Consider the following 25384-nt stretch of genomic DNA (forward strand, 5'->3'; position numbering starts at 1 on the left):
TGTGCGGCAAGTCACAACTGGGGCTGTGTTGGCGTGAGGGGGGTAGGATCAAAAAAGGGACCGAATGGCCCCTTTTTATGGATGCAGGCGACGTTACTCTTTCTCTTCGTCCGCCTGCTCTTTTTTCTTTTTCTTCTCGGGCAGCGGCTTGCCATCGCGGTGGATCACCTTGCCCGCTTCAAAGCCAATCTGGGCCGCCAGCTCCTCCAGATCCGCCGACTTGGCCTGATCACCGATGGCGTAGCGATAGTTGGCGATGGAGAGTTTGTCAGCCACCGGCGTGCCCGGGACGATAGGCTCGCGCCAGCCCTGGCCGATGTGGGCCACCAGGGTGCCGTTCATCAACAGCTCGCCGACGATCTCCTGGGTCGGATTGCCCTTGCCGTAGGTGAGACCCTGCGGGTGCTTCTTGCCGACCAGCGGCTCGTTGCTGGCGGGGATCAGCTTGGTGCGGATCAGCCACTTGGGCTTTTTGGTGTTGCCTACGGCCTTGCCGGTCTGGTACTCGTTGATCTTGATGGTCTTGATCATCTGGGCCATGAAGTCCTTGGTCAGCGCCTTCTGGGCGTCGCTGGTTTCATCGATGGCGATGGGGGCCACATACCAGGTCTGGGTGGCTTGAGCCTTGGGAGCGGCAGGGGCAGTTTGCGCCATGGCCAGGGGGCTGAGCAGGATGGCAGCCAGCAAGAGTCCTATCTTCTTCATTGTGATTCCGCTTTTGTTTCAACAAGAATTTTGTTTTGCCAGCGACGACTGCGCCAGCGCCAGAACATGGCCAGACCGCGCACCCACTCGTCGCAGGCCAGCGCCAGCCAGATACCGACCAGTCCATAACCCTGCATGATACCGAGGAAATAGGAGAGTGGCACGGCAATTCCCCACATGGAGAGCAACGCCATGTAGAGGGGGAAACGGGCATCCCCGGTGGCCCGCAGAGCGTTGATCACCACCAGATTGAAGGTGCGGCCGGGTTCGAGGATAAGGCTGATAACAAACAGCTGCGCCACCTGGGTGATGATGTCGGCATCATCGGTAAAGAGGCTGATGATGGTACGGCCATTGAGGGCCGCCGCCACGGCGATGACGCAGGTGACCGCCAGCCCCAGCTTGAGGCTCTTGAGCAGCTGCTGATAGGCGCGATCGAACTGTCTGGCCCCCGCCAGATGACCGATGATGATCTCGTTGCCAAGGCCGATGGAGAGGCCAAACAGCAGGATAAACAGGCAGATCTGAAAGAAGTAGGATTGGGTCGCCAGCGCCTTGTCACCCAGCAGTCCGACAAAGGCTGTCACCACCATAAACTGCAGCATCCAGGAGAGGTTCTCTCCTGCCGCAGGCAGGCCGATATGGAGCACCTTGCCCAGCATCTCCCGGCTGGGGTGGACGATATCACGCACCACCAGTCGAATGCCGGTCTTACGGGCTACCAGCCACACCAGCAGCACCACGCCGATCAGGCGGCCCGCGACCGTGCTGATGGCGACACCGGCGACGCCAAGTTGGGGCAGGCCGAACCAGCCGTAGAGCAGCAGCAGGTTGCCGACGAAGGTGATGAGGTTGACGATGAGGGTCACATACATCGCCTGACGGGTGTGGCCGTGAGCGCGCAGGGTGGCAGCCAGACAGAGGGCCGCGGCCTCCGGTAACAGGCAGAGACCGATGATCTGCAAGTAAAGCGTCCCGTCGCTCATCAGATTGGCAGGCAGGTTCATCAGCGCCAGCATGGTGCTGGCCCCCGCCATCACGCCGATGGCCGCTACCAGACCGATCAGCAGATTGAAGCCGATAGCGGTGTGGATCACCACCCGACTCTTCTCCCGATCGCCCGCCCCCAGATACTGGGTGATCACCACGCTGGTACCGATACTGACGAAGCTGAACAATGTGATGGCGAGATCGAACACCTGATTGCCGACCGCCAGCGCCGCCACTCCCTGATAGGAGACATGACCCACCATGAAGGTATTGAGGGCGCCCGTCAGAAAGTGCAGGGCGAGATCGATAAAGAGCGGCCAGGTCAGCGCAAAGAGGGTGCCCGGGCCTGCGTGGGATTGAGATTGCATGGCATGTCCAACAGCTGGGAGGGCACGGGGGAGTGCCCTCTGGGGGCGCATTTAACACCAAGGCCAAGGCCGGTGCAATCCTTGTGCAGGATTGCATCGGCCAGGGGATCAGGCTGGCGTGGCGCCCGCCTCCTGTTCGCTTGGCAGGGTGAGGCGAGCCGAGTCGGGCAGGGCATCATCCTGCGGCCAGTTGGAGCGGATGACATCAGTGGTGCTCTCCACCACCGCATCATCCTTGAACACCGGCTCGCGGTAGCAGCGGGTCAGGCGCAGCGCCTGATACATGTCGGGGCAGAGGATGATCCCCTCATCGCCTACCCGCACGCCCGCCTGCTTTAACCAGTGAGTCATCTGGCCGTGGCGACCCGCCATCACCATATGGATGCCGCGCCGTTTCAGCTCTTTGTGCAGCTCTCCCACCATGCTCATCACGCTGATGTCCTGATGGGTGAAGCAGGCGACCGCATCGATCACCAGACACTTGGGAGCTCGGGGATCCTGCACCAGCAGGGCCAGCACCCGCCGCTTGAAATAGGGGGCATTGAAGTAGGTGAGCGGCGAGTTGAAGCGATAGACCAGAATACCCGGGATCGCCTTGGCCTGTTCGTTGTCTCCCAAGGTGCGCACCACCCCTTCATCATCCATGCCGAGTAGTTGATCGGTGGGACGCATCACATTGCGCAGGAACTGGAACAGCCCCAGCAACACGGCGAGGGTGATCCCGGGGATCACCCCCATGGTGAGCACGCTGATAAAGGTGACCAGAGCCAGCCAGAAGGCGGAGCGATCGGAGTGACGCAGGGCCCAGAGGCCACGAAAATCGGTGAGCGACAGGGAGGCCACCACCAGCACCACCCCGAGGGCAGCGGTCGGGATGTATTGCAGTGGCGCAGTCAGATAGAAGGTGATGAGGGCGATCACCGCAGCGGCGATGATAGAGACCAGCTGGCTCTTGCCGCCGTTGGCATCGTTGACCGCAGTGCGCGAATCCGCCCCGCTGATGGCAAAGCCTTGCGAGACTGCGGAGGCGAGGTTCGCCATACCGAGGGCCCGAAACTCTTTGTCTGCGTCGATTTCGTAACCGTTTTTGGCTGCAAAGCTGCGAGCGGTCAGCATCATGGAGACGAAGCTCACCATGGCCAGGTTAAGGGCGGGCAGCACCAGCTCCCGCATCAGACCGGGGGGAAATTCCGGCATCTGGAACGCGGGCAGGCCGGAGCCCACCGTCCCCAGGGTGGCAATATCAAACTGGCCGAGATTAAAGCCCCACACCAGCGCAGCGGTTACTACCATGGCCACCATGGAGGAGGGCCATGCCGGTTTGTAGCGCTTGGCCAGCAGCAGGGTGAGCAGGGCCACCAGACTCATGGCCAGAGTGGGCAGATGGGTCTGGGTGATATAGGTAGCCCCGCTGGCGATCCGCTCGATGAGGTAACGTTCGCTGAAAGTGAAGCCGAAGATCTTGGAGAGCTGGCCCACCATGATGGTGATGGCCACACCATTGAGCAGCCCCATCAGGATGGGTCGGGAGAGAAAGTCCGCCAGCACTCCCAGCTTGAAGCGGCTGGCAATCAGGCACCAGAAGCCGGTCATGGCGGTCATGGTCATCACCAGTTGCCAGTGACGGGTGGGGTCGCCTGCGGCCAGCGGCGTCACCACGGCGGCAATGACCGCGCAGGTGGCGGCATCGGGGCCGACAATCAGCTGGCGGGAGGTGCCAAACAGGGCGTAGACCAGCATGGGCAGGATGCAGGAGTAGAGACCGACGATGGCACCCACCCCGGCAAGCTCGGCATAGGCGATGGCGACGGGCAGCGCCACGGCCGCCACCGAGAGTCCGGCGCGAAGATCTGGCATCAACCAGGCGCGCTGGTAATGCAGCAGGGCGGCGAGGCCCGGTAGCCAGCGTTCGAGAGAGAAGAAGTCGCGCATTATTTAACCCATTGAGTTACAACCAGCTTTTCCCCTAGTGTGCCCAAGGTTATCGAAAGATTGCAATCAGGTTATGGCCAGTTTACCTGAAGGTCAGGCCAGATAGCCTGCCAGCGTTTCTCCTTGATGCGCTGGGTAAAAATCTGTTTGTCCTGACGACATCTGGGGTTGGCACTCACTTGCAGCGACCAGTTGATGGTAAAGCCGTAGGGGGCGAGCCACTCGAACTCGCCATCTCGGGTGAGGCGTACGCCGATGCAGGTGGGCACCTCGACCCAGTGGCTGAGCGCCTCAAGGCTGCTGGCAAACGGCGCTACCAGCTGGCGAGTGTGCATGCGGGCCTGATTGCGCACTTCCCACTGCTGGCCGGGCAGGCGTTTGGCGAGCCAAGCTTCGTGCTCCGCTTCGGCCAGCCCTTGCGGGTCGCTTTTATCGAGATAGATAAGGTCGATATCGTTGAGCGGGGTGGGCGCCGCCTTGTGGTGAAGGTGATCCCAGATGAGGTTGCGGATAAAACCGGCTCCCAGCGCCCAGTCGGGCAGATTGAGCTCGGCCGCGGCTTGCAGGCAGGCCATCCGCTGCGGATCGGCCCGCAGCAGGGCTTCTGTTTTGGCTTGGAATTGCTGTTCGAGGACGGTGTTCAGAGGTTCAGTTGTTGGCATTGCGGCGTAACCAGACATCAATGTAGCGGCAGCTCGGCACTATAGTGAGTCCCTCCGCCTGAGTCCAGTTGAAGAAGGCACGCGCCAGCTGATCGGCAATCCCCTGCACCCGCAGCTCGGGGGGCACGAAGGTGCTGTAGGCGTCGATGGTCTTGGCATCGAGCCGCCGGTAGCGCAGTCTCGACTCTTTCCCCTCCACTATACAGATGAACTGCTGCTGGTTGGCCTGATGGATGATGTCGCTCATGGTGGGCACCTCTGGCATAAAGTTGGGTCTCTCGGCACAACATAACTGTTAGCCAAGGTATAGAACAGATAATGAGAGCCCGTGGTCAATATCATCCCCCTTTGACAGAGGGCGCATCGATATCGCGATGCAGATCAAGGTGCCCGATGGTGAGTCGGGCACCGCGTTAGTGTCAACACAAGAGTGTTGGCAAAGGGGCGGGATCAGGCCCAGGCTCGCTCCAACAGAGTGAGTAACTGCTCACGGTCGGCGTCCTTGCGATTGAACAGAAGGGCGCCGTCGTTGATCGCAAGATCGCGGATCTCGGTCAGTAGCGAGCGATCGCTTACCCCTGCCTCGCTCATGGTGCGCGGCAGCTTGACCGCTTGCCACAAGGTGTCGCGCAGGGTGCGAATGGCTGTGATGGTCGCCTCCGCCCGCTGATGGGCCGGGGTGGCAGCAAAGCGCTCTGCCCCCACCAGCGGCAACAGCAGCCGGGCCAACTCGCTATCCACCTCGGGGCGGTTGTAGTCGAGCACGGTCGGCAAAAAGAGGTTCATGCACAGCCCGTGGGGCAGATGGCAGCGGGCTCCCAGACTGTGGCCGAGGGCGTGCACCAGCCCCACCATGGAGTTGGAGAATGCCATGCCAGCCAGCGTGGAGCCTTCCGCCAGTTGCAGCCGCAGCTGTTTGTTTTGCGGGTCGTGGATGATTTGCGGCAGGGCGCTGGCGATCTTCTCCACTGCCATCAGGGCCAGCGCATCGCTCACTGGGTTTTTCGCTGTGCCGATAAAGGCTTCGATGGCGTGGGTCATGGCGTCCATGGCGGTGGCGGCGGTGATATTGAGGGGCAGCCCCTGGGTCAGGCGCGGGTCGAGCACCGCCAGCTGGGGAAGCAGGAAGGGGGAGGTGAAGGGCACCTTGCGCCCGCTCGCCTCATCCTTGATCACTGCAACCAATGTCACTTCTGATCCTGTGCCCGCCGTGGTGGGCACCACCGCCAGCGGCTTGAGGGGACGGGTCAGGCAACCGGCGCCCGAGTAGTCGAGCAGGTGTTCACCCCCCATGGAAGTGAGAATGTTGACCGCCTTGGCGGTGTCGATGACCGAGCCGCCCCCCAGTGCCACCAGACTGTCGCAGTCGAGCTCGCGATAGCGTTTGGCGATCCGCTCCACCACGGCGGTGGAAGAGTCGGCCGGGATCTCGTCCCAGATGGCGGCGACCGGCAGCTCCCCCTCGGCCAGCACATTGGCCAGCAGGGTGGCAAGGCCGGTGGCATTGACCCCCTTGTCGGTCAGCAGCAGCGGGCGGCGGGCCCCGAGGCTGGCCAGCTCGCTGGCCAGTTGCTCCAGCGCCTGTTCACCGGCCAGCAGTTTGACCGGGCAGAAAAAATCGTAATAGCGGCTCATTTCAAGGCTCCTTGCGCGTTAGCCGGTCACCAGACCCAGATAGATGTTGCAGGCCCGGCCGATCTTGTTGGTCGGGGCTGGATAGTGGCGCAGCAGAGGCCGCGCGATAAAGGCGGGCAGGATCAGGGACTGCAACTGCTCAAGCCCCCGTACCAGATGCATGGCAACGGTCAGGTCTCCCTCCACCAGCAGCCGGTTTTCACTGAACGCCTGATTGACCCCGAGCCGAAAGCTCAGGGCGCGAAAGGCGATATTGGGGTGCTTGAAGCGCACCCGCAGCGGATGGATGGTGGCATGGGGGGCGACTGGCGCACCGGGATACCAGCGCCCACCCTGCTTGTGCATGTTCATGGCGTAGCCGATGCCGCCTACTTCGAGGCGGATTGCCAGCCCGTCCGGCAACGGCGCCAATTCGCGGCGTACCGCCTCATCGGTGCGGGCGGCGCGGCAGAGGGTACGACCCACCATCCAGAGCAGTGTGGTGATCCAGAGGCGGCGGCCAAGTGCGGCCAGAGATTCAACGGTCGGAGTTGTCATAGGGGTTGGCTCCTGAGATGGCTGACCAGAAGAGGGCAAAGGCACTGGCTTGCCAGTAGTCGTCCTCTCCCAGCTCCGGTTGATCGACAAACAGTGATGCGCAGGCGAGGAACTGGCCCTGACACACCTCCAGCAACAGTGGCGCGGGGGCCTGCATCAGCTCGCCGCTGGCCTGCCCCTTTGCCAGTAGGGCAGGCAGAAAGCGCAGGGCATCGTTCAGGATCTGGCTGCGGGCCGGTCTGGCCAGCAGCGGAGAGTGAAAGAAACCCAGCACAAATTTGAGCTCATTGGGGTTAGCCTGCATCCACTCCATCGCCAGCTGCCAGTAGTGGCGGGTCTGGTCGTACAGCGGCAGGGTGGGATCTGCTTCATGGATGGCGCTCCCCATCCGGGTTTTCACATCCTGATAGAGGGCGAGGATCAGCGCCTCCTTGCTCGGAAAGTGGTGGAACAGAGTGCCGTTGGCCACCCCGGCCGCCTTGGCGATACGGGCGGTGGCGGCCCCCTGCAGGCCATCTTCGGCGCAGAGGGCGAGGGCGGCATCCAGGATCTGGCGGCGCTTGTCGGTCATGTTTTGTGGCTGCGGGATAGCCTGGTTCATGGTCATCTCCATCAGCGCAGGAAGAAGGCCATCATCAGCTTCTGGATCCAGCTGTGGTAGGGGGGATGGATCAGGGAGCCGGTGGTGAACTTGCCGCGGGTCAGCACGGTTTTCGCCTTGGAGAAGGTAAGAAACCCCTCGTGGCCGTGGTAGTGGCCCATGCCGGAGGCGCCGATGCCGCCAAACGGCACATCGTCGGCCGCCACCTGAAACAGGCTCTCGTTGATCGCCATGCCGCCGGAGTGGGTCTCCTGGGTCACTCGCGCCTGCAGCTCGGGGTCGAAGCTCATCAGATAGAGGGCCAGCGGGCGGGGCCGCTCAGCCACATAAGCGAGCGCCTCCTCCAGGGTGTCGTAGGGGATGAGCGGCAGCAGCGGCCCGAAGATCTCCTGCTGCATCATCTGACACTGACCCGGCACCCCGGTCAGCAGGTGGGGCACCAGCAGGCGACGCTGGTCGTCGCGGGCCGGGTTGCCACAGGGGTGGAGCTGGGCACCCGCCTGCTCGGCTTCATCCAGCCAGCTGACGAGACGTTGATACTGGCGGTCGTTGATGATGGCGCCGTAGTCAGCACTATTGAGCCCCTGTGGGTAGAGCTTGCTGAAGTGGCGGCGATAGGCGGCGATAAAGTTATCCACCTCGCTGCGTGGCAGCAGCACATAGTCGGGGGCGACGCAGATCTGCCCGGCGTTGAGGCTCTTGCCGAAGATCATCCGCTCGACCGCGGTGGCGACCGGCATGTCGGGGGCGATGAGACAGGGGCTCTTGCCACCCAGCTCAAGGGTGAGGGGGGTGAGCTGGGGCGCGGCGGCGGCCATCACCAGCTTGCCCACCATGGTGGAGCCGGTAAAGAGCAGGTGATCGAACGGCAGTGAGCTGAACGCCGCCGCCATCTGGGCATCCCCCTCGATGATGGCGATCTCGTTTTCGTCAAACACGCTGGTGAGCATGGTGCGCAGCACGGCGTTGGTATGAGGGGTGAACTCGGAGAGTTTCAGCATCGCCCGGTTGCCCGCCGCGATGGCGGTGATGAGGGGGCCAAGGCTCAGCATCACCGGAAAGTTCCACGGCACGATAATGCCGACCACCCCGAGCGGCTGGAAGTGCACCTCTACTTTGGCGGGGGCCAGCAGCAGGCCGGTGTGACGGCGGTGGGGCTGCATCCAGCGCTTGAGCCGCTTCTGGGTGTAGTTGATCTGCATGATGCAGGGCAGCACATCGGCGATCAGGCTGTCGTAGTGGCTGCGCTGGCCATAATCTGCTGCCAGCGCCTTGCACAGCTCTCCCTTGTGGGCGAGCAACGCCTGCTTGAGTTTGGTCAGCTGCGCCCGGCGCTCGGCTAGGGTAGGCATGGGGTGAGCCAGACTCGCCCGCTTGAGTCGTGCCAGCTGATCCGGCAGGGACAATTTGATGGCGAGGATATCCTCAGGAGAGTGTTGAAGCTGCGCCGCACCCATGTTGTTCTCCGCATGAAAAATGACCGACTGATTAGTCGGTCTAAATTTAGCTGTTTGTTACCGGAATGTAAAGCTGGCAAGCTGTCTGCCGCTCACCGCGAGCCGGACGCAAGAGAGAACTGTGTGTCTCCCCACACTTTTGTGGTTTGTTCGTTGGTGAATTATCTAATAAGGGGTAGTTTTTGGCTATTAACCTACACGGAGAGAGCACTATGACCAGGGAACTGAACAGCTTGTTGGCCCGGCTTGAAGATGTGGTTGAGCGGATGCCGGATTGCTTCAACACCTACGAATTCGCCCAGAAGCTGGCACTGCAATATCAGCCGGAGTTCTTTGCCGCGGGCCACTCTCTGGCCGAGCACGAGGGCAAGGTACTGCGGGTGCTGCACCAGAAGATCGCCGAGGCGCTGGCAGGCAGCGAGAGGGTGATTGAAGGGGCGCTGCTCCCCTGCGTCACTCCCTGGGGGGAGAAGGCGACCTCACCGCGCTGGCATCGCAAGCACTGAGGGGCGTAGTCAGGCAGATCGGTGCCAGATAGCAGATAATGAACAATGATAAAGAGCGCGGCGCTGGCAACAGGGCCGCGCCGTTCTTTGTGCAGATTGTCGCCAGCAGCGCCCCCGCTGCCGGGAGCAAAGGCCCGGTCTGTGATCCCATGCCGGGATACGAGACCGTCAGCCGGGTAGACTCTCCCTTTTGTCGCAGGGTTTGTCACCGTAGGAATTTCTCATGACCCATAAAATCATTCTGGATACCGATCCGGGTATCGACGATGCCATGGCCATCCTGTTTGCCGAGGCCCACCCCGCCATTGAGCTGCTTGCCATCACCACTGTTTTTGGTAACGCCACCATCGACAATGGCACCCGCAACGCCCTCTGGCTCAAGCAGAAGTACGGCATGAAAGCAGATGTGGCCAAAGGCGCTGCCGCCCCGCTGCTGCGCGAGCCGGTCGGCCCTACCACCATAGTCCACGGCCCGAGCGGCTTTGGCGACATGGAGGCGGGGGAGGTGACTATCGCTCCGGATCCCCGCCCCGCCTGGCAATATATTGTCGAGGCGGTGAAAGCCGCGCCGGGGGAGATCACCCTCGTCACTATCGGCCCGCTCACCAATCTGGCGCTGGCGCTACAACAGGCGCCCGAGATTGTCTCGCTGGTGAAACAGGTGGTAGTGATGGGCGGCGCCTTTGGCGTCAACGGCCATCGCGGCAACGTCACCCCCTATGCCGAGGCCAATATTCACGATGATCCCGATGCCGCCGACCGGGTCTTTACCGCCGACTGGCCTGTGGTGATCATCGGGCTGGATGTGACCCAGCAGAGCTTCTTCAGCAGCGTCTATCTGGATGAGCTCAGGGACAAGGCGGGGGAGCCGGGCCGCTTCCTGTGGGATGTCAGCCGCTTCTACCTGCGCTTCTACTCGGAGAAGCTGGGGCTCTCCGGTTGCCACGTTCACGACCCGTCCGCCATCGCCTATGTGATTGATCCGACTCTCTTTACCCTGCGGGAGGGGCCGGTGCGGGTGAGCACCAGCGGCCCGGCCATCGGCCACACCCTGCAAAAGTTCGATGGCAAACGCCACTCCCACGATGACTGGGCAGCCTATCGCCCGCAGCAGGTCGGGGTGGCGGTGCGCGATGAAGCCTTGCTGGCGCTCTATCGCGAGACGCTGGTGGGCTGGGGCAAGGACTGCTGAGCAAAGAGGCGCTATTGCGCTGACGCGGGGGCTGTGATCGGCGCCAAACAATCGGAGCGCACGGCCGCTTATACTGCCTTATATCAAGAGCTTGGGAGGGATGAAGATGGCCTGGATTTCCTTGATAGTGGCGATTGCGCTGATCTGGTGGTTGATGAAGCTGGGGCGTGGTGCCCTGTTCGAAATCCGCCTTGCCCCCGGCAAGGTGGTGGTCAAGCAGGGCAAGGTGTCACCCGCCTTTATTGAGCATGCCAAGCAGATCCTGCGCCACGACACGGTGCGCGGTCGCATTGTGGGGCAGCGTGATGGCGATGGCGTCAAGCTGATCTTCTCCCGCTCCATCCCCGAGCCGGTGGCCCAGCGTTTTCGTAATATCTTCCCCTATGGCGATTACCGCCAGCCAACGGCGCCACTGCCGGGGCCCAAATCCCGAAAGGGATAAGCACCGGAACCTGGTTCATCAATAGCAAACGGGCCTCCAGTGGAGGCCCGTTTTTATGGCACTTGGCCAAGAGAGAGCTGACAGCCCTTACTCCTTGCCGTTCAGCTCGCGCTGGGTCTTGACCGCCGCCGCCTTGACGGCGGTGCCTTCATTGCCCCAGGAGGCGCGCAGGGTGTTGACCAGCTCGGCGAGCCGCTCATCATCCATGGTCCAGCCATAGCCCGGCATGTGGTAACCCAGATGGCCGTGGGTGACCGGTGTTTCGGCACCGTGCAGCAACACGTTGATCAGGCTCGACGGATCGCTCGCCAGCACGGTGCGGTTGTTCACCAGCGAAGGGATGACGTGGTCATTGCCCTGGCCGTTGACCCCGTGACAGGTGGAGCAGTACATGGCGTAGTCCGCCTTGCCGCTGGCACTGGCGTAGGCGCGGGCCCCTTTCTCCGCCACCGGTTCATCTTTCAGATCGGTGAGATAGGTGGCGATGCTGGCCAGATCGGCGTCGCTGAAATACTGGCTGCTGTGAGTGATCACTTCCCCCATGGGGCCCGCGACCGCTTCATGCTGGCTGCGGCCGGTTTTCAGCAGATCGATCAGCGCCTGCTTGCTGTAACGGCTGCCGCGAATGTCGGGGGCATACCAGCCATCCAGCGCCGCCCCGCTCAGGTAGACGGGATCCGCCTCGGTCAGCGCTTTCTCCTGCATCCCCAATCCGCGTGGGGTGTGGCAGCTGCCGCAGTGACCGGCACCCTGCACCAGATAGGCGCCGCGGTTCCACTCTTCGCTCTTGCCTGCGACCGGGGTGAAGCGGCTGTCATCGTGATAGACCCAGTTCCAGCCCATCAGCGGCCAGCGCATGTTGAGCGGCCAGGGGATGTCGCTCTCCTTGTTGGCGATGGCCAGCGGCTGCACCTCCTTCATCAGGTAGTGATAGAGATCTTCGAGATCCTTATCGCTCATCTTGGCGTAGGCGGTGTAGGGCATGGCCGGATAGAGGCGATGACCATCGCGGGCTACCCCTTCGCGCATCACCTTGATGAACTCCGGCAGGCTGTAGTTGCCGATACCGTGTGCCTTGTCGGGGGTGATGTTGGTGGCAAATACGGTACCGATGGGGGTCGGGAACCCTTTGCCGCCTGCCAGCGGCTTGCTGGTTTCGCTGGTGTGGCAGGCGGCGCAATCGCCGAGCTTGGCCACGTATTCCCCCGCAGACATGGCGGGGGCTGCGTTGGCGGCAAGGGCGGGCAGGGCCAGCAACAGGGCGCTGGCGGTCAGTGACAGGGCGCGGCTCATTGGGCACCTCCCTTGCTCATGGCAACCAGCTCGTTGACGGCGCGCCACGCTTCGTCGATGGCGGCGTGGGCGTAGGGGCTCCAGCCTGCATCCGAGTTGGCGATGGTGATGTTGCCGATCGGTTGGCGACCCAGTTCAATCCATTTTTCACACTGCGCTTCGTCATCAAACAGGGTGTTGGTGACATAGGAGTAGCCGTGAGACCAGCGGTTGACCGTGATGGCGAGGATATCCTGCTCATGGTTGAAACCGGCGCTGCCGAGCATCCCCTGCAACTGCTCGCGGATCATCTGTTCATGCTGCTCGAACGGCATGCCGAGGATCATGGCGCGCCCCTTGCGGGACTGCTCGCGGGCCGAGAGGCCGCTGCCCGGCAGGGTCGGCACATAGACCATGTGCAGGCACATCGGCTGATCCGGGCTCTTGGGATGCTCGTAGCCACCCATGCTGACCGGATAGTCGAGCTTGACCCGGCTGTAGGGTGCGGCGGGGGAGTAGACCTCGTGTACCCCTAGCTTGACGAAGGCTTGCCAGTTCTTGATCACCACCTTGGTGTAGACCAGCGGCGCCTTGGCATTTTGGCGCAGCGCCTCCTTCTGGGGCTCCGGCATCTCGGGCACCATGTAGGGGATCATCATGTTGTAGCCAGCCATGATCGACTGCTTGGCCCGCACCCGGTGCAGTTTCCCCTCCTTGATGTAGGTGACATCCACCGCCAGCTTGCCGTCGGCGAGGCGCACGTTTTTGGCCTGCAGCGCCGTGCTGCCAAGGCGCAGTTGCACCTTGTGCTCCGGCAGGTCGAGTTTGCTGTAGTCAAACTTGGCCAGCACCACATCCTGCATGGTGTGACCCGGCGCCACCTGCGGAATGAGCTTGCGTACCATCAGGCGGGTGAGACCGGCGTTGCCATCGGGGAAGTGGAAGATGTAGGGGTCGTCCAGCTCCGCCTGCTCCTCGGCATCCAGCGGCGTCAGATTGAGGCCGTCGAACCCCGGCAATGCGCAGAGGCGCGCATCGGCGCAGGCGGTGGCGTCGATGCCGACCGCCTGGAAGTCGTTGGTGCGCTGCTGGAAGTAAGTGATCGCCCGCTCGCTGAGGCCCACTTTATCGCGCAGGAAGGTGGTGTAGCTGTTGCGAGTCACCCACTCATCCTGCTGCTCGCGGGTCATGCCGCTCAGGTAGTCGATCTTCGATTCGTGCAGGGCCAACAGGGCGGCCTTGTCGGCATCATCGAGGGGGAAGTCACCGATAAACTCTGCCAGCGGCCGACCGTTCAGGCGATCGCGCGGGATGTCATCCGCCACGTTGTGACCCGGATCGCCGTTCACTATCTTGTTGACGCCAAAGTGCTTCTCGTCGAAATAGACGCCGCGGCTCAGCCCCAGATCCGGATAGAAGGTCTGCTGGAAACCGGCGGCCAGCTCGTCGATGTTGACCTCCAGCGCCTTGAGCAGCCCGAGCGCCACCGGGCTGTAGACCGAACGCGGTGATTGCAGGGACTCACTGCCGCCGTAACCCAGACGCAGGCCATCGGGGGTGGTGAACTCGTTGCGCTTGGCGTGGCCGCCGAAGTCATCGTGGTTGTCGAGCAGCAGGATCTTCTTATCCGCGCCGAGCAGTTGCTGATAGAAGCAGGCAGCGGCCAGACCGCTGATCCCGGCGCCGACGATCACCAGATCGACCTCTCCCTCTAGGGGAATATTGGCAAAATCATACTGCTTGCCATCACGGGCGATGCTGTGGGCCGGTTCGAAAGAGCCCGGGTGGTTACCGCGCAGGCCGGTGAGGGCGGGCGGGTAGGCCAGGGTTTTATCCGCCAGCGTGCTGCCGCCTTCGGCAGCTTTGAGCAGATTGATAGGGGCGACGCCTGCCGCAATGGTGATGGCAACGCCGTTGAGAAAATCTCTGCGTGTAATACTCATGGCTATCCCTGTGTTAGGAGAAGTAATGAATAAGTGGATTCATTATGGGAGGGAGACACAGATCCTGTTCAGGATTGGGCGCCGAATCTACCGCTATCCTCACGCTGAGTCCATACGATTGCTAATGGATTATTAAGCACCATTTTCCTGCTTGTGACGAGAGTGATGCGCTGATGGGGGTGATTTGCCCTGTTGCAGGGCAAATTATCTTCCGGAACGGTCGGTCAATCATTGCCGCAGCTGATTAGTTTGGGAGGCGTTCGGGCATCATTGTCGATTCGGGGGGATGATCGCGCTAAGCTCTTAACTACTTGTTTTATCGACTCTCTTTTTATTCATAGGCATAAAGGCCACTCAGGAGGCGCAATGAACTGGTATATCTCGGTCCTCAAGCAATATGCGGTATTCAGCGGGCGGGCCCGTCGCACCGAATACTGGATGTTCGTGCTGTGCAACGTCATCGTCATGCTGTTGCTCGGCATGGTGGACAAGCTGATTGGCGGCGACAATGAGCTGATAAGCTCCATCTATTCGCTTGCTGTGCTGCTGCCATCGCTGGCGGTGGCGGCCCGTCGTCTGCACGATACCGACCGCAGCGCTTGGTGGCTACTGCTCGGGCTTATCCCCATTATCGGCACCCTGGTGCTTATCTACTTTATGGTTTGCAACGGTCAGCAGGGACCAAACCGCTTCGGTGATGATCCCAAAGCGGCCCCCTCGCAGGGCTTTATCGTCAGCTAACGGGCGCGGCTTGGCCAATCATCGGTCAATAAAAAGAGAGGGAGGCATCACGCCTTCCTCTCTTTTTCGTTTTGATGGCCGATCAACGCTCAATCAGCGGGGCTGAGCGGTAGCTCCACATGCCGTAGGTGCGCAGGGCGTCGCGGTAGATGCCGAGCAGCTCGCTCTCGCTCGGGGTGGCCAGCTCCTCGAGGGGCTTGTCAGGGTAGCTGACGCTCGCCACCTTGATGTTGGCTGGGCCAATCTGGTCGCAGGCGATTTCCAGCACCGTCTGACCGCGGCGCACATGGCTGGCGGAGCTTACCAGCACCGCATAGTCAATCTGGTGGCGGGCGAGGGCATAGGCGCTGTAGAGGGCGTTGTCCACCGTGCTGGTGGCGTAGTTCTCTTCAATCAGGCGGCTGCGGTCGATGCCGTGGTTGGCCAGCCAGTCAGCCATCAGCTTGCCCTCGGTCTGGCGGTTCTGGGGCACGCCGCCGGTCAGGATGATCAGCGCTTCCGGGTCGGCCTTGGCCAGCTCAAGGGTGGTTTGCAGGCGGCCCAGCAGGATCTTGTCCATGCTGCCGTCGGGATTGAGGGCGTAGCCCAGGGTGACGATGGCGCGTTTGCCCTCCCTGCTGGCCTTGACCTGATCCTCGGTCAGTTCGGTCTGCAGCGGGGCGGCGGTGATCCGCTGCACCCGGGCGATGATCTCCTCCAGATCGGCGGCGCGGCCACTGTTGCGATCCGCCACTTTCGCCAGATAGCTGCGGGAGGCATCCTTGTTACCCTTCACCAACTGCCAGATGGCGAGATAGCTGTTGATGTCGAGATCATCGGGGGCGACGGCCTGCGCCTGCTCCAGCAAGGTGATGGCGCGGCTCAGGTTGCCGTTGTAGATCTGGGCGTTGGCAGCCGAGATGAGCAGGTCGGTGCGGTAGGGTTCCAGCTGGTAGGCGGCCAGCAGCCGCTCGGTCACCAGCTCCATATTGCTCGGCATCTTGGCGGTAAAACCGGCGTGGGAGATCTTGGCAGGCGACTTGTAGATTTGCAGCGCTTCGCCGAGCAACATGTCCACCGCCTGGCGTTTGCTGACCAGGGTATTGAGGTCGTGCTCCATTTGCATCGAGCTCTCGGCCGCTTGCAGGGCGAGGGGCGAGAGCGCCAGCAGGCCGCCGAGGGTGAGGGCAAGAAGGGTCTGTTTCATCAAAAGGTCCTCTGTCGGGCTGAATCGCGCCGTGGCGCAGCGATTTGCGGGCCGATGGGATAAGGCAAATGTGCGTCAATTCAGTCTGTTAGTGCCAAAGAGAGGCAATATACCAGTTAACGGCGTGGCAAACTGTGAGTCGGGGCGGGTCGTCGGGCGATGCCACACCTGTGGCCGCAAAAATGGCCGCAATGGGTCAGCAGCCATCTGAAAGGGGCAGGGGGGGCGTGACTCCCCCTGCTGGGAGGGGCGCGGGCCCCTCCCTCTATCGCGATGTAAGACTGATGGCGTCTCAATCTATCTACTGATGAGTATTCGCGGTCAGTTCCACATCTGGGAGACGCGGGCTTCCAGCGTCTCTTGCTGCTCTTCGGGCATATCGCTGAAGAAGTTGAGTTGGGTCTGCTCCTCCACCTCGCGTACCGAGACCCGGTAGTCGGCGATCTGGCTGATGGGCACCTCTTCCTGCGGCATGATAAAGGCGATGGCCTGCAGTCTGGTTGGGTCCATCACGATCTTGTAGTAGGCGCTCGGGATCGCCACACCCTGACCGATGGACTCTTCAGAGCCGGTAAAGATGGGGCCGGTGATCACCTGCACATCCTTGCGGGAGACCGCCCACTTGTTCACCTTGTCCTCCAGCACGCGCCACGCCTTCTGGTTGAGCACCCCGATCTGCGGTGTCATGTTGCTCAGCAGGAAGCTCTCTTTCATGGTGTTCTTGTTCGATTTCATGTCCCCCGCCGGGGCCTGATGGCCACGGTCGTAGCCCGAGCCCTTGTAGTCGGAGAGGGTGGCGCGATAGGCAACCGGGATCTCCCTGTCCTCGGCGAAGGCATCCTTGCGGGGCACTGTGCCCTGTGCGCTCTGGGCGGTCATCCGGTAGGAGACCCAGTCCGCCACCTTGTAGTCGTAGTTGTAGCCGACCGCATACCCTTCACGGCAGAGCTTCTGATCCGATTCAGAGGGCAGACCAAAGCGCACGTGGTCGCCACACGTCCAGTGGGCTGCCAGCAAGGGGGTGGCAGTGAGGGTGAGGGTAACAGCTAGAACCAATTTATTGATTTTTATCATTTTTATGATGCTCCAGTTTAGTAGGCGGAGCCATTTGACATGAGATCTGACCAGCGCTTCAATTGCTGTTTTTTTACACGTCACCGTTCTGTGACGGCTCGCCAAGATCCGTGATGTGAGTAGTTAATATGTTTTAAATCAGTGGCTTGGTCGGTGGGATGATGTGCGGTTGCTCGGCAGGCAACGAAAAGGGGCCCGTGATGGGCCCCTTGTGATGAGCTGTCTGACTGCTATCAGGCGGCGTTTGCCTTGTTGCCCAGCGTGCGGGCCAGCAGTGCTTCCGGATTGTGAATCGCCTCCTTGGTCTTCACATCGATGACTTCGATATCAGTGAAGCGCTCGCGGTTCTTGATAGCCACGTCGTGGGCGAAGATGACGCAGCGGGCGTTGGCGACATCCTTGGCGGTAATGCGGTTGATGATGCCGTTGGCGCCCTGGGTCTCGACCTTGATCTTGATCCCCTGCTTGGCGGCGGCCTTCTGCAGGCTCTTGGCGGCCAGGAAGGTGTGGGCAACGCCAGACGGGCAAGCAGTGATGGCCAGTACGTCTGCTTCCCCTTCCGCTTCAATGACTTCGAAGCTGGTTTGGGGGGCGGTCACGTCATCTTCTTCGCTCACCGGCTTTTTCAGCAGGTTGACGATGATGGCAGTGGTCAGGGCGCCGAGGATGGTACCCAGGATGTAGCCCATCTTGCCTTCAACAACCGGCAGGACAATCCAGCCACCCCAGGGGGCGTGGTTGATACTGTGCATCATGAAGCCGGTGATGTTGCCGACGATGCCGCCTGCGACGATGGCCGGGATAACTCGCATGGGGTCAGCAGCGGCGAACGGGATAGCACCTTCACTGATACCGATCATGCCCATGATGGCGGCCGCTTTACCGGATTCACGCTCCTCTTTCTTGTAACGCTTCGGAGACATGAAGGTCGCCAGTGCCATACCCAGCGGCGGTACACAGATGGCGATACCGACGCCGCCCATCAGCCAGGGCTGGGTGTTGACCTGAGTCTGGGCAAACAGGGTTGCAACCTTGTTGACCGGGCCGCCCATATCGAAGGCGGTCATACCACCCAGAATGGCACCCAGCATCACTTTACCTGAGCCCGCCATGCTGGAGAGCCAGTGGTTCATCCCTTCCATCATGGCGGCGATCGGGGCACCGATCCCCCACATCACGATGCCACACACCAGGAAGGTACCGATCAACGGATAGATGAAGATGGAACCAAGGGAGGTCATGGAGTCAGGCAGCTTGATCCGTTTGAGCTGATTGACCACGAAACCTGCGATAAAGCCCACCAGAATGGCGCCGAGAAAACCGGTCTGATAGTGCTGTACGGCAATCCAGGAGCCGATCATGCCCGGGGCCAGGCCCGGTTTGTCAGCCAGCGAGTAGGCGATGTAGCCGCCCAATACGGCAGTAAACAGGGTCAGGCCGGCGATACCCATGGTCGCCATATCCTTGAGGAAGCCCGCTTCCGGCACGGCGCCCTTGCCGCTCATCATGACCGACAGGGAGAGCAGCACACCGCCCGCCACGATAAAGGGGATCATGTGGGAGGTACCAAACAGCAGGTGCTGCTTCATGGTGTTGAGGCGATCCTTGAAGGTGCGATCGGTGGGTTCAACCGGAGCAGTGGCAGCCGGTTTGGCGGTTGGCGCCGTTTTTTCTGCTTTCGGGCCTTGCTTGAGCAGGGTCAGGGCTTGCTCGACGGTAGTGGCCGCCTTCATCTGCTCGATAAAGCCCGGCTCCAGCAGACGGGTAGATAGTTCGGCCAGCACTTCGATGTGGTGGTTGGCGCCGCCATCCGGGGAGGCGATCATGAAGATCAGCTGGGTCGGCTTGCCATCTTCGGCGCCGTACTCGATACCCTGACGGCTGACACCGATGGCAATGGCCGGACGGCTGACCGCCTTGCTCTTGGCGTGGGGCAGGGCGACACCCTGCTCGAAGCCGGTGCAGTCCAGCTGTTCGCGGGCCCAGATATCCTTGACGAATTGCTGTTGATCAGACACGGCGCCATCGCGCGCCAGCATCTGTGCCATCTCGTCGAACAGAGCCTCCTTGCTGGTGGCCTTCAACTCCAGGCAGATGAGTCTGCCGTTGGTCATGGTGGGTAACATATTACACTCCTGGCTCCGTTGCCGAGCCGCATGATGGGGGGAACAATTGACCTGGATATTGTTCTCCCGTTGGCGCGGTGCCGAAATCGGACAAATGTGCCGTTTACTGGATTTTTGTGCTGGCAAGAATGAGCTGTGATTCTCATCTCGTTTTGGCGTGATGATTGAATTCGATGTGAATATTAATTTAATTATTTGGTATCAATCACTTACTTTTGTTTCGTTCGTGCGAAATCTTATCTTAGTGTCCAGGTCGATGATGGGTTTTCTGTGATGAATGGAATGGATATTTGTGTGATTTGTTATGGGTCAATAGTGTGAGCTGGTTGGCAAATAGCAGGCGCCTCAAGTGATTTTATTGTCATTAATTGGGAGGGAGATAACTCTGTGAGTATGGTCAACCGTGTTGTCAAGAGATGAAAGGGGATGGATGGGGATAAAAAACAAGGGCCATCATTGATGGCCCTTGTGCATATTCGAATGGGGCATAGCCTCAGGATGTGCCCGTTAGCAGCTGTTGCCGGCGCGGGCGACCCGTCCTTCGGCCAGCAGTTGATAATTGCCAGTCGCTGCAGGAATAAAGGCTGATTGCCCCTTTTCCAAACGCAGTGACTGTTCGCCCTGCTTGAGGGTCACTGTGTCATCGATGGCAAAGAGGATCTCGGCGCTGGCAGTGGTGAGCTGATGCTCGCCAGCCGGGTAGACGCTGAAAGTGAAGTCAGGTACCGGCACGTCGAAGTGCTGTACCGCACCATCACAGCGGGGGGCCAGCAGGATCTGGTCGTCCGGCTTGGCGACACAGCGGGTGCAGTCCAAGAGCTCTGCCACGTCGATGTATTTGGGGGTGAGGCCGGCGCGCAGTACGTTGTCGGAGTTGGCCATGATCTCGAGACCCGTGCCGCGCACATAGGCGTGCGGGGTACAGGCATCGAGGAACATCGCCTGACCGGGCTCAAGCGTCACCACGTTGAGCAGCAGCGGCGAGAATAGGCCCACATCTCCCGGATACTGGGCCGCCAGACTGGTGATGAGGGCAAACGTCTCCTCATCCTGATGGGCGGCGGCATAGGTTAGCAGCCCTTCCAGCGCCTCCTCCTTGCACGCCCCTTCCAGTACCAGCAGCTGGTGGAAGAAGTGCTGCAGGCCCGCTTCATTCTGGCTGGCGGCAAGGGCTGCGGTCAGATCGGCGATGGCCGCCAGATTGACCCGCTCGAACAGTGCCAGAATGGCGGGGATAGCGCGAAAACCGTTCATCGCCTGATAGGGGGTGAGGGCAAAAACCAGCTCCGGCTTATGGTTCGGGTCCTTGTAGTTGCGATTGCTCGCCTTGATATCGATGCCTGCGGCCTCCTCTTTGGCAAAGCCCGCTTCGGCCTGAGCCTTGCTCGGGTGCACCTGAATGGAGAGAGCCTTCTCGGCACACAACACCTTGAACAGGAACGGCAGGCTGCCAAAACGGGCGAAGGTGGCCTCACCCAGCGCGGCGGCTGGAGCCCTGTCGATCACCGAAGAGAGCTTTTGCACACTGCCCGCCAGCGTCACCTCGGAGCAGCCGTTGGGATGGGCGCCCATCCACAGCTCGGCCTGGGGTTTGCCTTGCGGGTTGGGGATGCCAAACAGGGTGGTGAGGGAGTCATGACTGCCCCAGTCATAGCCTTGAATCGGGTTTTGCATCAACAGAAAGGAGGGCAGATCGCTACTGCTCATAAGGGACGCCTCGTCTAGTTTGAAGAAAATCGGGTGCAGAAAAGGGTGGCATTACTGCGGTGGACCGGACTATAACATGGGCGGTCGTGCGCGCCGCAACCGCTTGCCTCTCTCTTGATCAGGATCACCATGTCTCTCATCTTCAGCCAACTGCTCGACGGAGCCCTGAGCGAACAGGTTCCATTTGACCAAATCTGGTTTGCCAGTGAACAGGGGGTGCCACCCAGTTTCAGCTATCAGGTCAACTTTCCCCGCCTCGAGCTGGTCTTTAGTGGCGAGTATCTCAACCAGATCTGGGACAGGGAGGAGGGGGTCAGAGAGATCAGCGTGTTACCAGGGCAGGCGCTCTATATTCCCCCCAACGGCTGGAACAAGCCGCTCTGGACCACCGACTGCTCGGTGCTGAGCCTGCTCTTTGGCAAACGCCAGCTGGGGTTCAGTCTGGTGAGCAAGCGCCGTGAAGATCCGGACTTTTTCGATGTGCAAAAGCACAGCATCATGGCGCGGGCGGGCCATGTGATCGAACACATTTTGGCGGCGCTGAACGTACTGACCGAGGATCCCGGTCGCTCCCCCACCGATGATCACCTGCTGCAGGCTCTGCTGGCGAGTGCCCGTCAGCTGTTGCTGGAGTCCGCCACGGATCGGCCACGGGGGGCAGAGCTCTTTCACGGGATCTGCATCTATATCCAGGAGAACTTTCACCGCTCCATCACCCGTGACTCCATCGCCCATCGTTTCAACGTCTCGGCCAGCCATCTCTCCCACCTGTTCCGCGAGCAGGGTCATATGCGCCTTGCCGATTACATCAGCTGGGTGCGGATCGATCGGGCCAAATTCATGCTGAAAAAGTACCGCTTTCGTCTTGAAGAGGTGGCCAGTCGCTGCGGTTACAGTGACGTGAACTACTTCTGCCGGGTGTTCAAACAGAAGACCGGTTTGACCCCTTCCCAGTACCGCTCCCTGAGTCAGCCGCAGGCGGCGGCCAGCGAGCTGGAGGGATAACGGGGCGGGGTCGGGGAGGCGTGGTGACGGCGCACTGGCGGGTGGCTACCTCTTTGGTCTGACATGCTTTCTTGTCGTTTTATTATGAAAATGAATGGGCTAAGATGGCCGCGCGCAACAAACAAGTTGATAACAAACGGAAGTTAGGAGATGCCGATGGAAAGCAAAGTAGTAATCCCGACCCAGGGTCAGAAAATCACAGTCGATGCCAACGGCAAGCTGCAGGTTCCCAACCATCCGATCATTCCGTTTATTGAAGGGGATGGCATCGGTGTTGATGTAACCCCGGCCATGTTGAATGTGGTGAATGCTGCGGTCGAGAAAGCCTACAAGGGCGAGCGCAAGATCGCCTGGATGGAGATCTATACCGGCGAGAAGTCGACTCATGTCTATGGTGAAGGTGCCTGGCTGCCGACCGAAACCCTGGATTTCATTCGTGAATATTGCGTGGCCATCAAGGGCCCGCTGACCACGCCGGTCGGTGGCGGTATTCGCTCCCTCAACGTAGCCCTGCGTCAGGAGCTGGATCTCTACATCTGCCTGCGCCCGGTGCGTTACTACGACGGCACCCCGAGCCCGGTGAAACGTCCTGATCTGACCGACATGGTGATCTTCCGCGAAAACGCCGAAGACATCTACGCCGGCATCGAGTGGAAGGCCGACAGTGCCGAAGCGAACAAGGTGATCGCCTTCCTGCAAAACGAGATGGGCGTGAAGAAAATTCGCTTCCCCGAGTCCTGCGGGATCGGCATCAAGCCGATGTCCAAGGCCGGTACCGAGCGTCTGGTGCGTGCCGCTATCGAGTATGCCATCGACAACGATCGCGACTCTGTGACCCTGGTGCACAAGGGCAACATCATGAAGTTCACCGAAGGTGCCTTCAAGGATTGGGGCTATGCTCTGGCCCAGAACGAGTACGGTGCCCAGCTGATCGACGGCGGCCCCTGGTGCTCCTTCAAGAACCCGAAAACCGGCAAGACCATCGTCATCAAGGATGTCATCGCCGACGCCTTCCTGCAGCAGATCCTGCTGCGCCCGGCCGAGTATGACGTCATCGCCTGTATGAACCTCAACGGCGACTACATCTCCGACGCGCTGGCCGCTCAGGTAGGCGGTATCGGTATCGCGCCGGGTGCCAACATCGGCGATGGTGTGGCTCTGTTCGAGGCGACCCACGGCACTGCACCGAAATATGCCGGTCAGGACAAGGTTAATCCGGGCTCCCTCATCCTCTCTGCCGAGATGATGCTGCGCCACATGGGCTGGGTCGAAGCGGCCGATCTGATCATCAAGGGGATGGAAGCGGCGATCCGCAACAAGACCGTCACCTATGACTTCGAGCGTCTGATGGAAGGGGCCACCCTGCGCTCCTGCTCCCAGTTTGCTCAGGACATGATCGACCAGATGTAATCTGCTGCTTGCCAGAAACGCAAAACCGGCGCCATGTGCGCCGGTTTTTTTATCGCGAAAGAGTGCAGGGGCTTATTGCGCCTGCTCTACGTGTTGCTGATAGCGTTGCTGCCATTTGCTGGTTTCTGCTTCATCACCCTGGGCCTTCCAGAAGGCGCAGATGGTGTTGGCAAGTTCCGAAGCCATCGCGTGATCTCCGTCACGTCGGCTCATCAGATAATCTCCCAGCCAGCTTTGATATTGTTTCATTACCCGATCTCCTTATCTCATGTGCCCTTGAGGGTGCCCACCTTGACGGGAGCCTGTCGGCTCATCCTGGGGGGAGCATCATCAGGCATGATGGTGCAAAGTCACGACCCGGGCAGAGAGCCCGATGGGCAATCTGGCGGCGAACGTGACGCGAGATGTCAAAAAATGAGCGCCATTTTAGCACAAACTGACCAACTTGGGGAAATTGTCGCCATGGATTGCGACAGAACTGCCCCATCCCCTTGTTCCCAAAACAGAAAACCCGCCGTGATGGCGGGTTGATTTGCAGATAAATGTGGCAAAACAGCCTAGATCTTGGCGCTGGCCAGGTACTTTGCCATCTCTTCGGCGGGCACCATGCCGCCGCCGGTGGCCCACACCAGATGGGTGGCCTGTGCCATGGTTGCGGCATCGAAACCGCGCCCGGTGAGCCACTCGGGATTGGCAGCCACCCGCCACGGGCCGGCCATACCTGCCAGAGCTGAGGGCTCGAGTGTGATCTGCTCATCGCGCGCCAGCAGTCCCAGCAGGTCATACATCTCCTGATCGCTCAGGGTGTAGAAGCCCGCCAGCAGCCGCTCCATGGCGCGGCCGACGAAACCAGAGGCACGCCCCACCGCGAGGCCATCGGCTGCGGTGAGGTTATCGATGCCCAGATCCTGCACCGCAATGGCATCGTGCAATCCGGTGTGGACCCCCAGCAACATGCAGGGGGAGTGAGTGGGCTCGGCGAAGAAGCAGTGAACGTTATCCCCGAACGCCAGCTTGAGACCAAAGGCCACGCCGCCTGGGCCGCCACCCACGCCGCAGGGCAGGTAGACAAACAGCGGGTGGTCGGCATCCACCTTGATACCCATCTGGTCGAACTGCTTTTTCACCCGCTCGCCCGCCACCGAGTAGCCGAGGAACAGGGTGCGGGAGTTCTCGTCGTCGATAAAGAAGCAGTTGGGATCGCGCTCGGCCTCTTTGCGCCCCTGTTCCACCGCCACCCCGTAATCTTCGGCATATTCGACCACGATGACGCCGTGTTCACGCAGCTTGCGCTTCTTCCACTCCCGCGCATCGGCCGACATGTGGACGGTGACGGTAAAGCCGAGCTTGGCGCTCATGATGCCGATAGACATGCCGAGGTTGCCGGTGGAGCCCACTGCGATGCTGTACTGGCTGAAGAACTGGCGATACTCCTCGCTAAAGAGCTTGCGGTAGTCATCCTCTTCGCAGAGCAGACCAGCCTTGATCGCCAACTGTTCGGCGTGAGTCAGCACCTCGTAGATACCGCCTCGCGCCTTGATGGAGCCTGAGATGGGCAGGTGGCTGTCTTTTTTCAGCAGCAGTCGACCGGTGACCTCAACCCCGTAGCGCTGGTTGAGCGTAGCCTGCATCGCCGGAATAGCGGCGATCTCGGACTCCAGAATACCGTTGCTGGCGCGGGTCTCGGGGAAGGCTTCGCACATGTAGGGAGCAAAGCGGGCCAAGCGGGCGGAAGCGTCTGCCACATTGCTGCTATCGAGTCCCACATAGGGCAGACCGGCAGCCAGAGTGGTGGTGTTGGGGTTGAACCAGGTGACTGACTCAAGCGCGATCAGGGATTGCACCAGTGGAAATTGTGCGGTGAGCTGTTGTACGTCGATGTTTTTCATAGTG

At 60.8% G+C, this 25384-nt stretch carries 23 protein-coding genes; 6 read left to right on the forward strand and 17 right to left on the reverse strand.

The window, feature by feature from the left end; translation table 11 throughout:
* Nucleotides 1-93: 93 nt before the first annotated feature.
* The 9 genes from ACTG19_RS20700 to ACTG19_RS20740 form a co-directional block, all read right to left on the reverse strand.
* Entirely contained in the window at nucleotides 94-705 is a 612-nt protein-coding gene (locus ACTG19_RS20700) for a hypothetical protein (RefSeq protein WP_005337761.1), read from the reverse strand.
* Nucleotides 702-2063 (reverse strand): MATE family efflux transporter, encoded by a 1362-nt coding sequence (locus ACTG19_RS20705; RefSeq protein WP_439989522.1) that lies wholly within the window; start codon nucleotides 2061-2063, stop codon nucleotides 702-704. The genes ACTG19_RS20700 and ACTG19_RS20705 overlap by 4 nt, the downstream gene beginning before the upstream one ends.
* Before the next feature lie 108 nt (nucleotides 2064-2171).
* The gene (locus ACTG19_RS20710) at nucleotides 2172-3995 is read right to left on the reverse strand and encodes a SulP family inorganic anion transporter (protein ID WP_439989523.1); all 1824 of its coding nucleotides are present in this window, start codon (nucleotides 3993-3995) and stop codon (nucleotides 2172-2174) included.
* Between the two features lie 71 nt (nucleotides 3996-4066).
* Nucleotides 4067-4657 (reverse strand): nucleotidyltransferase family protein, encoded by a 591-nt coding sequence (locus ACTG19_RS20715; RefSeq protein WP_439989524.1) that lies wholly within the window; start codon nucleotides 4655-4657, stop codon nucleotides 4067-4069.
* Entirely contained in the window at nucleotides 4644-4904 is a 261-nt protein-coding gene (locus tag ACTG19_RS20720) for a GNAT family N-acetyltransferase (RefSeq protein ID WP_439989525.1), read from the reverse strand. The genes ACTG19_RS20715 and ACTG19_RS20720 overlap by 14 nt, the downstream gene beginning before the upstream one ends.
* A gap of 203 nt (nucleotides 4905-5107) precedes the next feature.
* Complete coding sequence (locus tag ACTG19_RS20725) at nucleotides 5108-6292, reverse strand: iron-containing alcohol dehydrogenase (protein WP_201945930.1); 1185 nt, start codon at nucleotides 6290-6292, stop codon at nucleotides 5108-5110.
* A gap of 18 nt (nucleotides 6293-6310) precedes the next feature.
* Nucleotides 6311-6829, reverse strand: a complete 519-nt coding sequence (locus ACTG19_RS20730; RefSeq protein WP_201945932.1) for a hypothetical protein — start codon at nucleotides 6827-6829, stop codon at nucleotides 6311-6313.
* Nucleotides 6810-7430: a TetR/AcrR family transcriptional regulator gene (locus tag ACTG19_RS20735; RefSeq protein WP_201957739.1), complete on the reverse strand. Its 621-nt coding sequence runs from the start codon at nucleotides 7428-7430 to the stop codon at nucleotides 6810-6812. Before ACTG19_RS20735 ends, ACTG19_RS20730 begins: the two co-directional genes overlap by 20 nt.
* Nucleotides 7431-7441: 11 nt before the next feature.
* Complete coding sequence (locus ACTG19_RS20740; protein WP_439989526.1) at nucleotides 7442-8887, reverse strand: coniferyl aldehyde dehydrogenase; 1446 nt, start codon at nucleotides 8885-8887, stop codon at nucleotides 7442-7444.
* Between the two features lie 212 nt (nucleotides 8888-9099).
* Between ACTG19_RS20740 and ACTG19_RS20745 the strand changes: the two genes are divergently transcribed.
* The 3 genes from ACTG19_RS20745 to ACTG19_RS20755 all read left to right on the forward strand — a co-directional run bounded on the left by ACTG19_RS20745 (nucleotide 9100) and on the right by ACTG19_RS20755 (nucleotide 11027).
* A complete protein-coding gene (locus ACTG19_RS20745) occupies nucleotides 9100-9393 on the forward strand; it encodes a hypothetical protein (protein ID WP_128835396.1) in 294 nt (97 codons plus the stop codon).
* A 223-nt stretch (nucleotides 9394-9616) separates the two neighbouring features.
* Complete coding sequence (locus tag ACTG19_RS20750) at nucleotides 9617-10585, forward strand: nucleoside hydrolase (RefSeq protein WP_439989527.1); 969 nt, start codon at nucleotides 9617-9619, stop codon at nucleotides 10583-10585.
* A 106-nt stretch (nucleotides 10586-10691) separates the two neighbouring features.
* Nucleotides 10692-11027: a DUF3634 family protein gene (locus ACTG19_RS20755; protein ID WP_005353195.1), complete on the forward strand. Its 336-nt coding sequence runs from the start codon at nucleotides 10692-10694 to the stop codon at nucleotides 11025-11027.
* Nucleotides 11028-11114: 87 nt separating this feature from the next.
* Here the strand turns inward: ACTG19_RS20755 and ACTG19_RS20760 are convergent, their stop codons facing one another.
* Nucleotides 11115-12320 carry a c-type cytochrome gene (locus ACTG19_RS20760; RefSeq protein WP_439989528.1) on the reverse strand — a complete coding sequence of 402 codons (1206 nt, stop codon included), beginning with the start codon at nucleotides 12318-12320 and terminating at the stop codon, nucleotides 11115-11117.
* Nucleotides 12317-14242 carry an NAD(P)-binding protein gene (locus ACTG19_RS20765; RefSeq protein WP_064341887.1) on the reverse strand — a complete coding sequence of 642 codons (1926 nt, stop codon included), beginning with the start codon at nucleotides 14240-14242 and terminating at the stop codon, nucleotides 12317-12319. Before ACTG19_RS20765 ends, ACTG19_RS20760 begins: the two co-directional genes overlap by 4 nt.
* A 366-nt stretch (nucleotides 14243-14608) precedes the next feature.
* Here ACTG19_RS20765 and ACTG19_RS20770 point away from each other — a divergent pair, with 366 nt between their 5' ends.
* Nucleotides 14609-14983 carry a DUF805 domain-containing protein gene (locus ACTG19_RS20770; protein ID WP_005337730.1) on the forward strand — a complete coding sequence of 125 codons (375 nt, stop codon included), beginning with the start codon at nucleotides 14609-14611 and terminating at the stop codon, nucleotides 14981-14983.
* Between the two features lie 82 nt (nucleotides 14984-15065).
* On the opposite strand, the gene ACTG19_RS20775 is transcribed toward ACTG19_RS20770, so the two are convergent.
* The 4 genes from ACTG19_RS20775 to manA all read right to left on the reverse strand — a co-directional run bounded on the left by ACTG19_RS20775 (nucleotide 15066) and on the right by manA (nucleotide 21076).
* Nucleotides 15066-16169, reverse strand: a complete 1104-nt coding sequence (locus ACTG19_RS20775) for a YdcF family protein (protein WP_064341888.1) — start codon at nucleotides 16167-16169, stop codon at nucleotides 15066-15068.
* 321 nt (nucleotides 16170-16490) lie between these two features.
* Nucleotides 16491-17243, reverse strand: a complete 753-nt coding sequence (locus ACTG19_RS20780; RefSeq protein WP_064341889.1) for a DNA/RNA non-specific endonuclease — start codon at nucleotides 17241-17243, stop codon at nucleotides 16491-16493.
* 233 nt (nucleotides 17244-17476) lie between these two features.
* Nucleotides 17477-19369: a PTS fructose transporter subunit EIIC gene (locus ACTG19_RS20785; RefSeq protein WP_113739199.1), complete on the reverse strand. Its 1893-nt coding sequence runs from the start codon at nucleotides 19367-19369 to the stop codon at nucleotides 17477-17479.
* Between the two features lie 507 nt (nucleotides 19370-19876).
* The gene (gene manA / locus ACTG19_RS20790; RefSeq protein WP_113739200.1) at nucleotides 19877-21076 is read right to left on the reverse strand and encodes a mannose-6-phosphate isomerase, class I; all 1200 of its coding nucleotides are present in this window, start codon (nucleotides 21074-21076) and stop codon (nucleotides 19877-19879) included.
* A gap of 129 nt (nucleotides 21077-21205) precedes the next feature.
* Between manA and ACTG19_RS20795 the strand changes: the two genes are divergently transcribed.
* On the forward strand, nucleotides 21206-22081 hold the full coding sequence (locus ACTG19_RS20795) for a helix-turn-helix transcriptional regulator (RefSeq protein ID WP_019446640.1): 876 nt from the start codon (nucleotides 21206-21208) through the stop codon (nucleotides 22079-22081).
* A gap of 156 nt (nucleotides 22082-22237) precedes the next feature.
* Complete coding sequence (gene icd / locus ACTG19_RS20800) at nucleotides 22238-23491, forward strand: NADP-dependent isocitrate dehydrogenase (protein WP_113739202.1); 1254 nt, start codon at nucleotides 22238-22240, stop codon at nucleotides 23489-23491.
* Between the two features lie 72 nt (nucleotides 23492-23563).
* Here icd and ACTG19_RS20805 read toward each other — a convergent pair whose 3' ends face one another.
* The gene (locus tag ACTG19_RS20805) at nucleotides 23564-23740 is read right to left on the reverse strand and encodes a hypothetical protein (protein WP_005337712.1); all 177 of its coding nucleotides are present in this window, start codon (nucleotides 23738-23740) and stop codon (nucleotides 23564-23566) included.
* A gap of 308 nt (nucleotides 23741-24048) precedes the next feature.
* Complete coding sequence (locus ACTG19_RS20810) at nucleotides 24049-25380, reverse strand: D-serine ammonia-lyase (RefSeq protein WP_113739203.1); 1332 nt, start codon at nucleotides 25378-25380, stop codon at nucleotides 24049-24051.
* Nucleotides 25381-25384 lie beyond the last annotated feature (4 nt).

It is taken from the genome of Aeromonas sp. 3P (assembly GCF_051919745.1).
GTDB lineage: Bacteria > Pseudomonadota > Gammaproteobacteria > Enterobacterales > Aeromonadaceae > Aeromonas > Aeromonas veronii.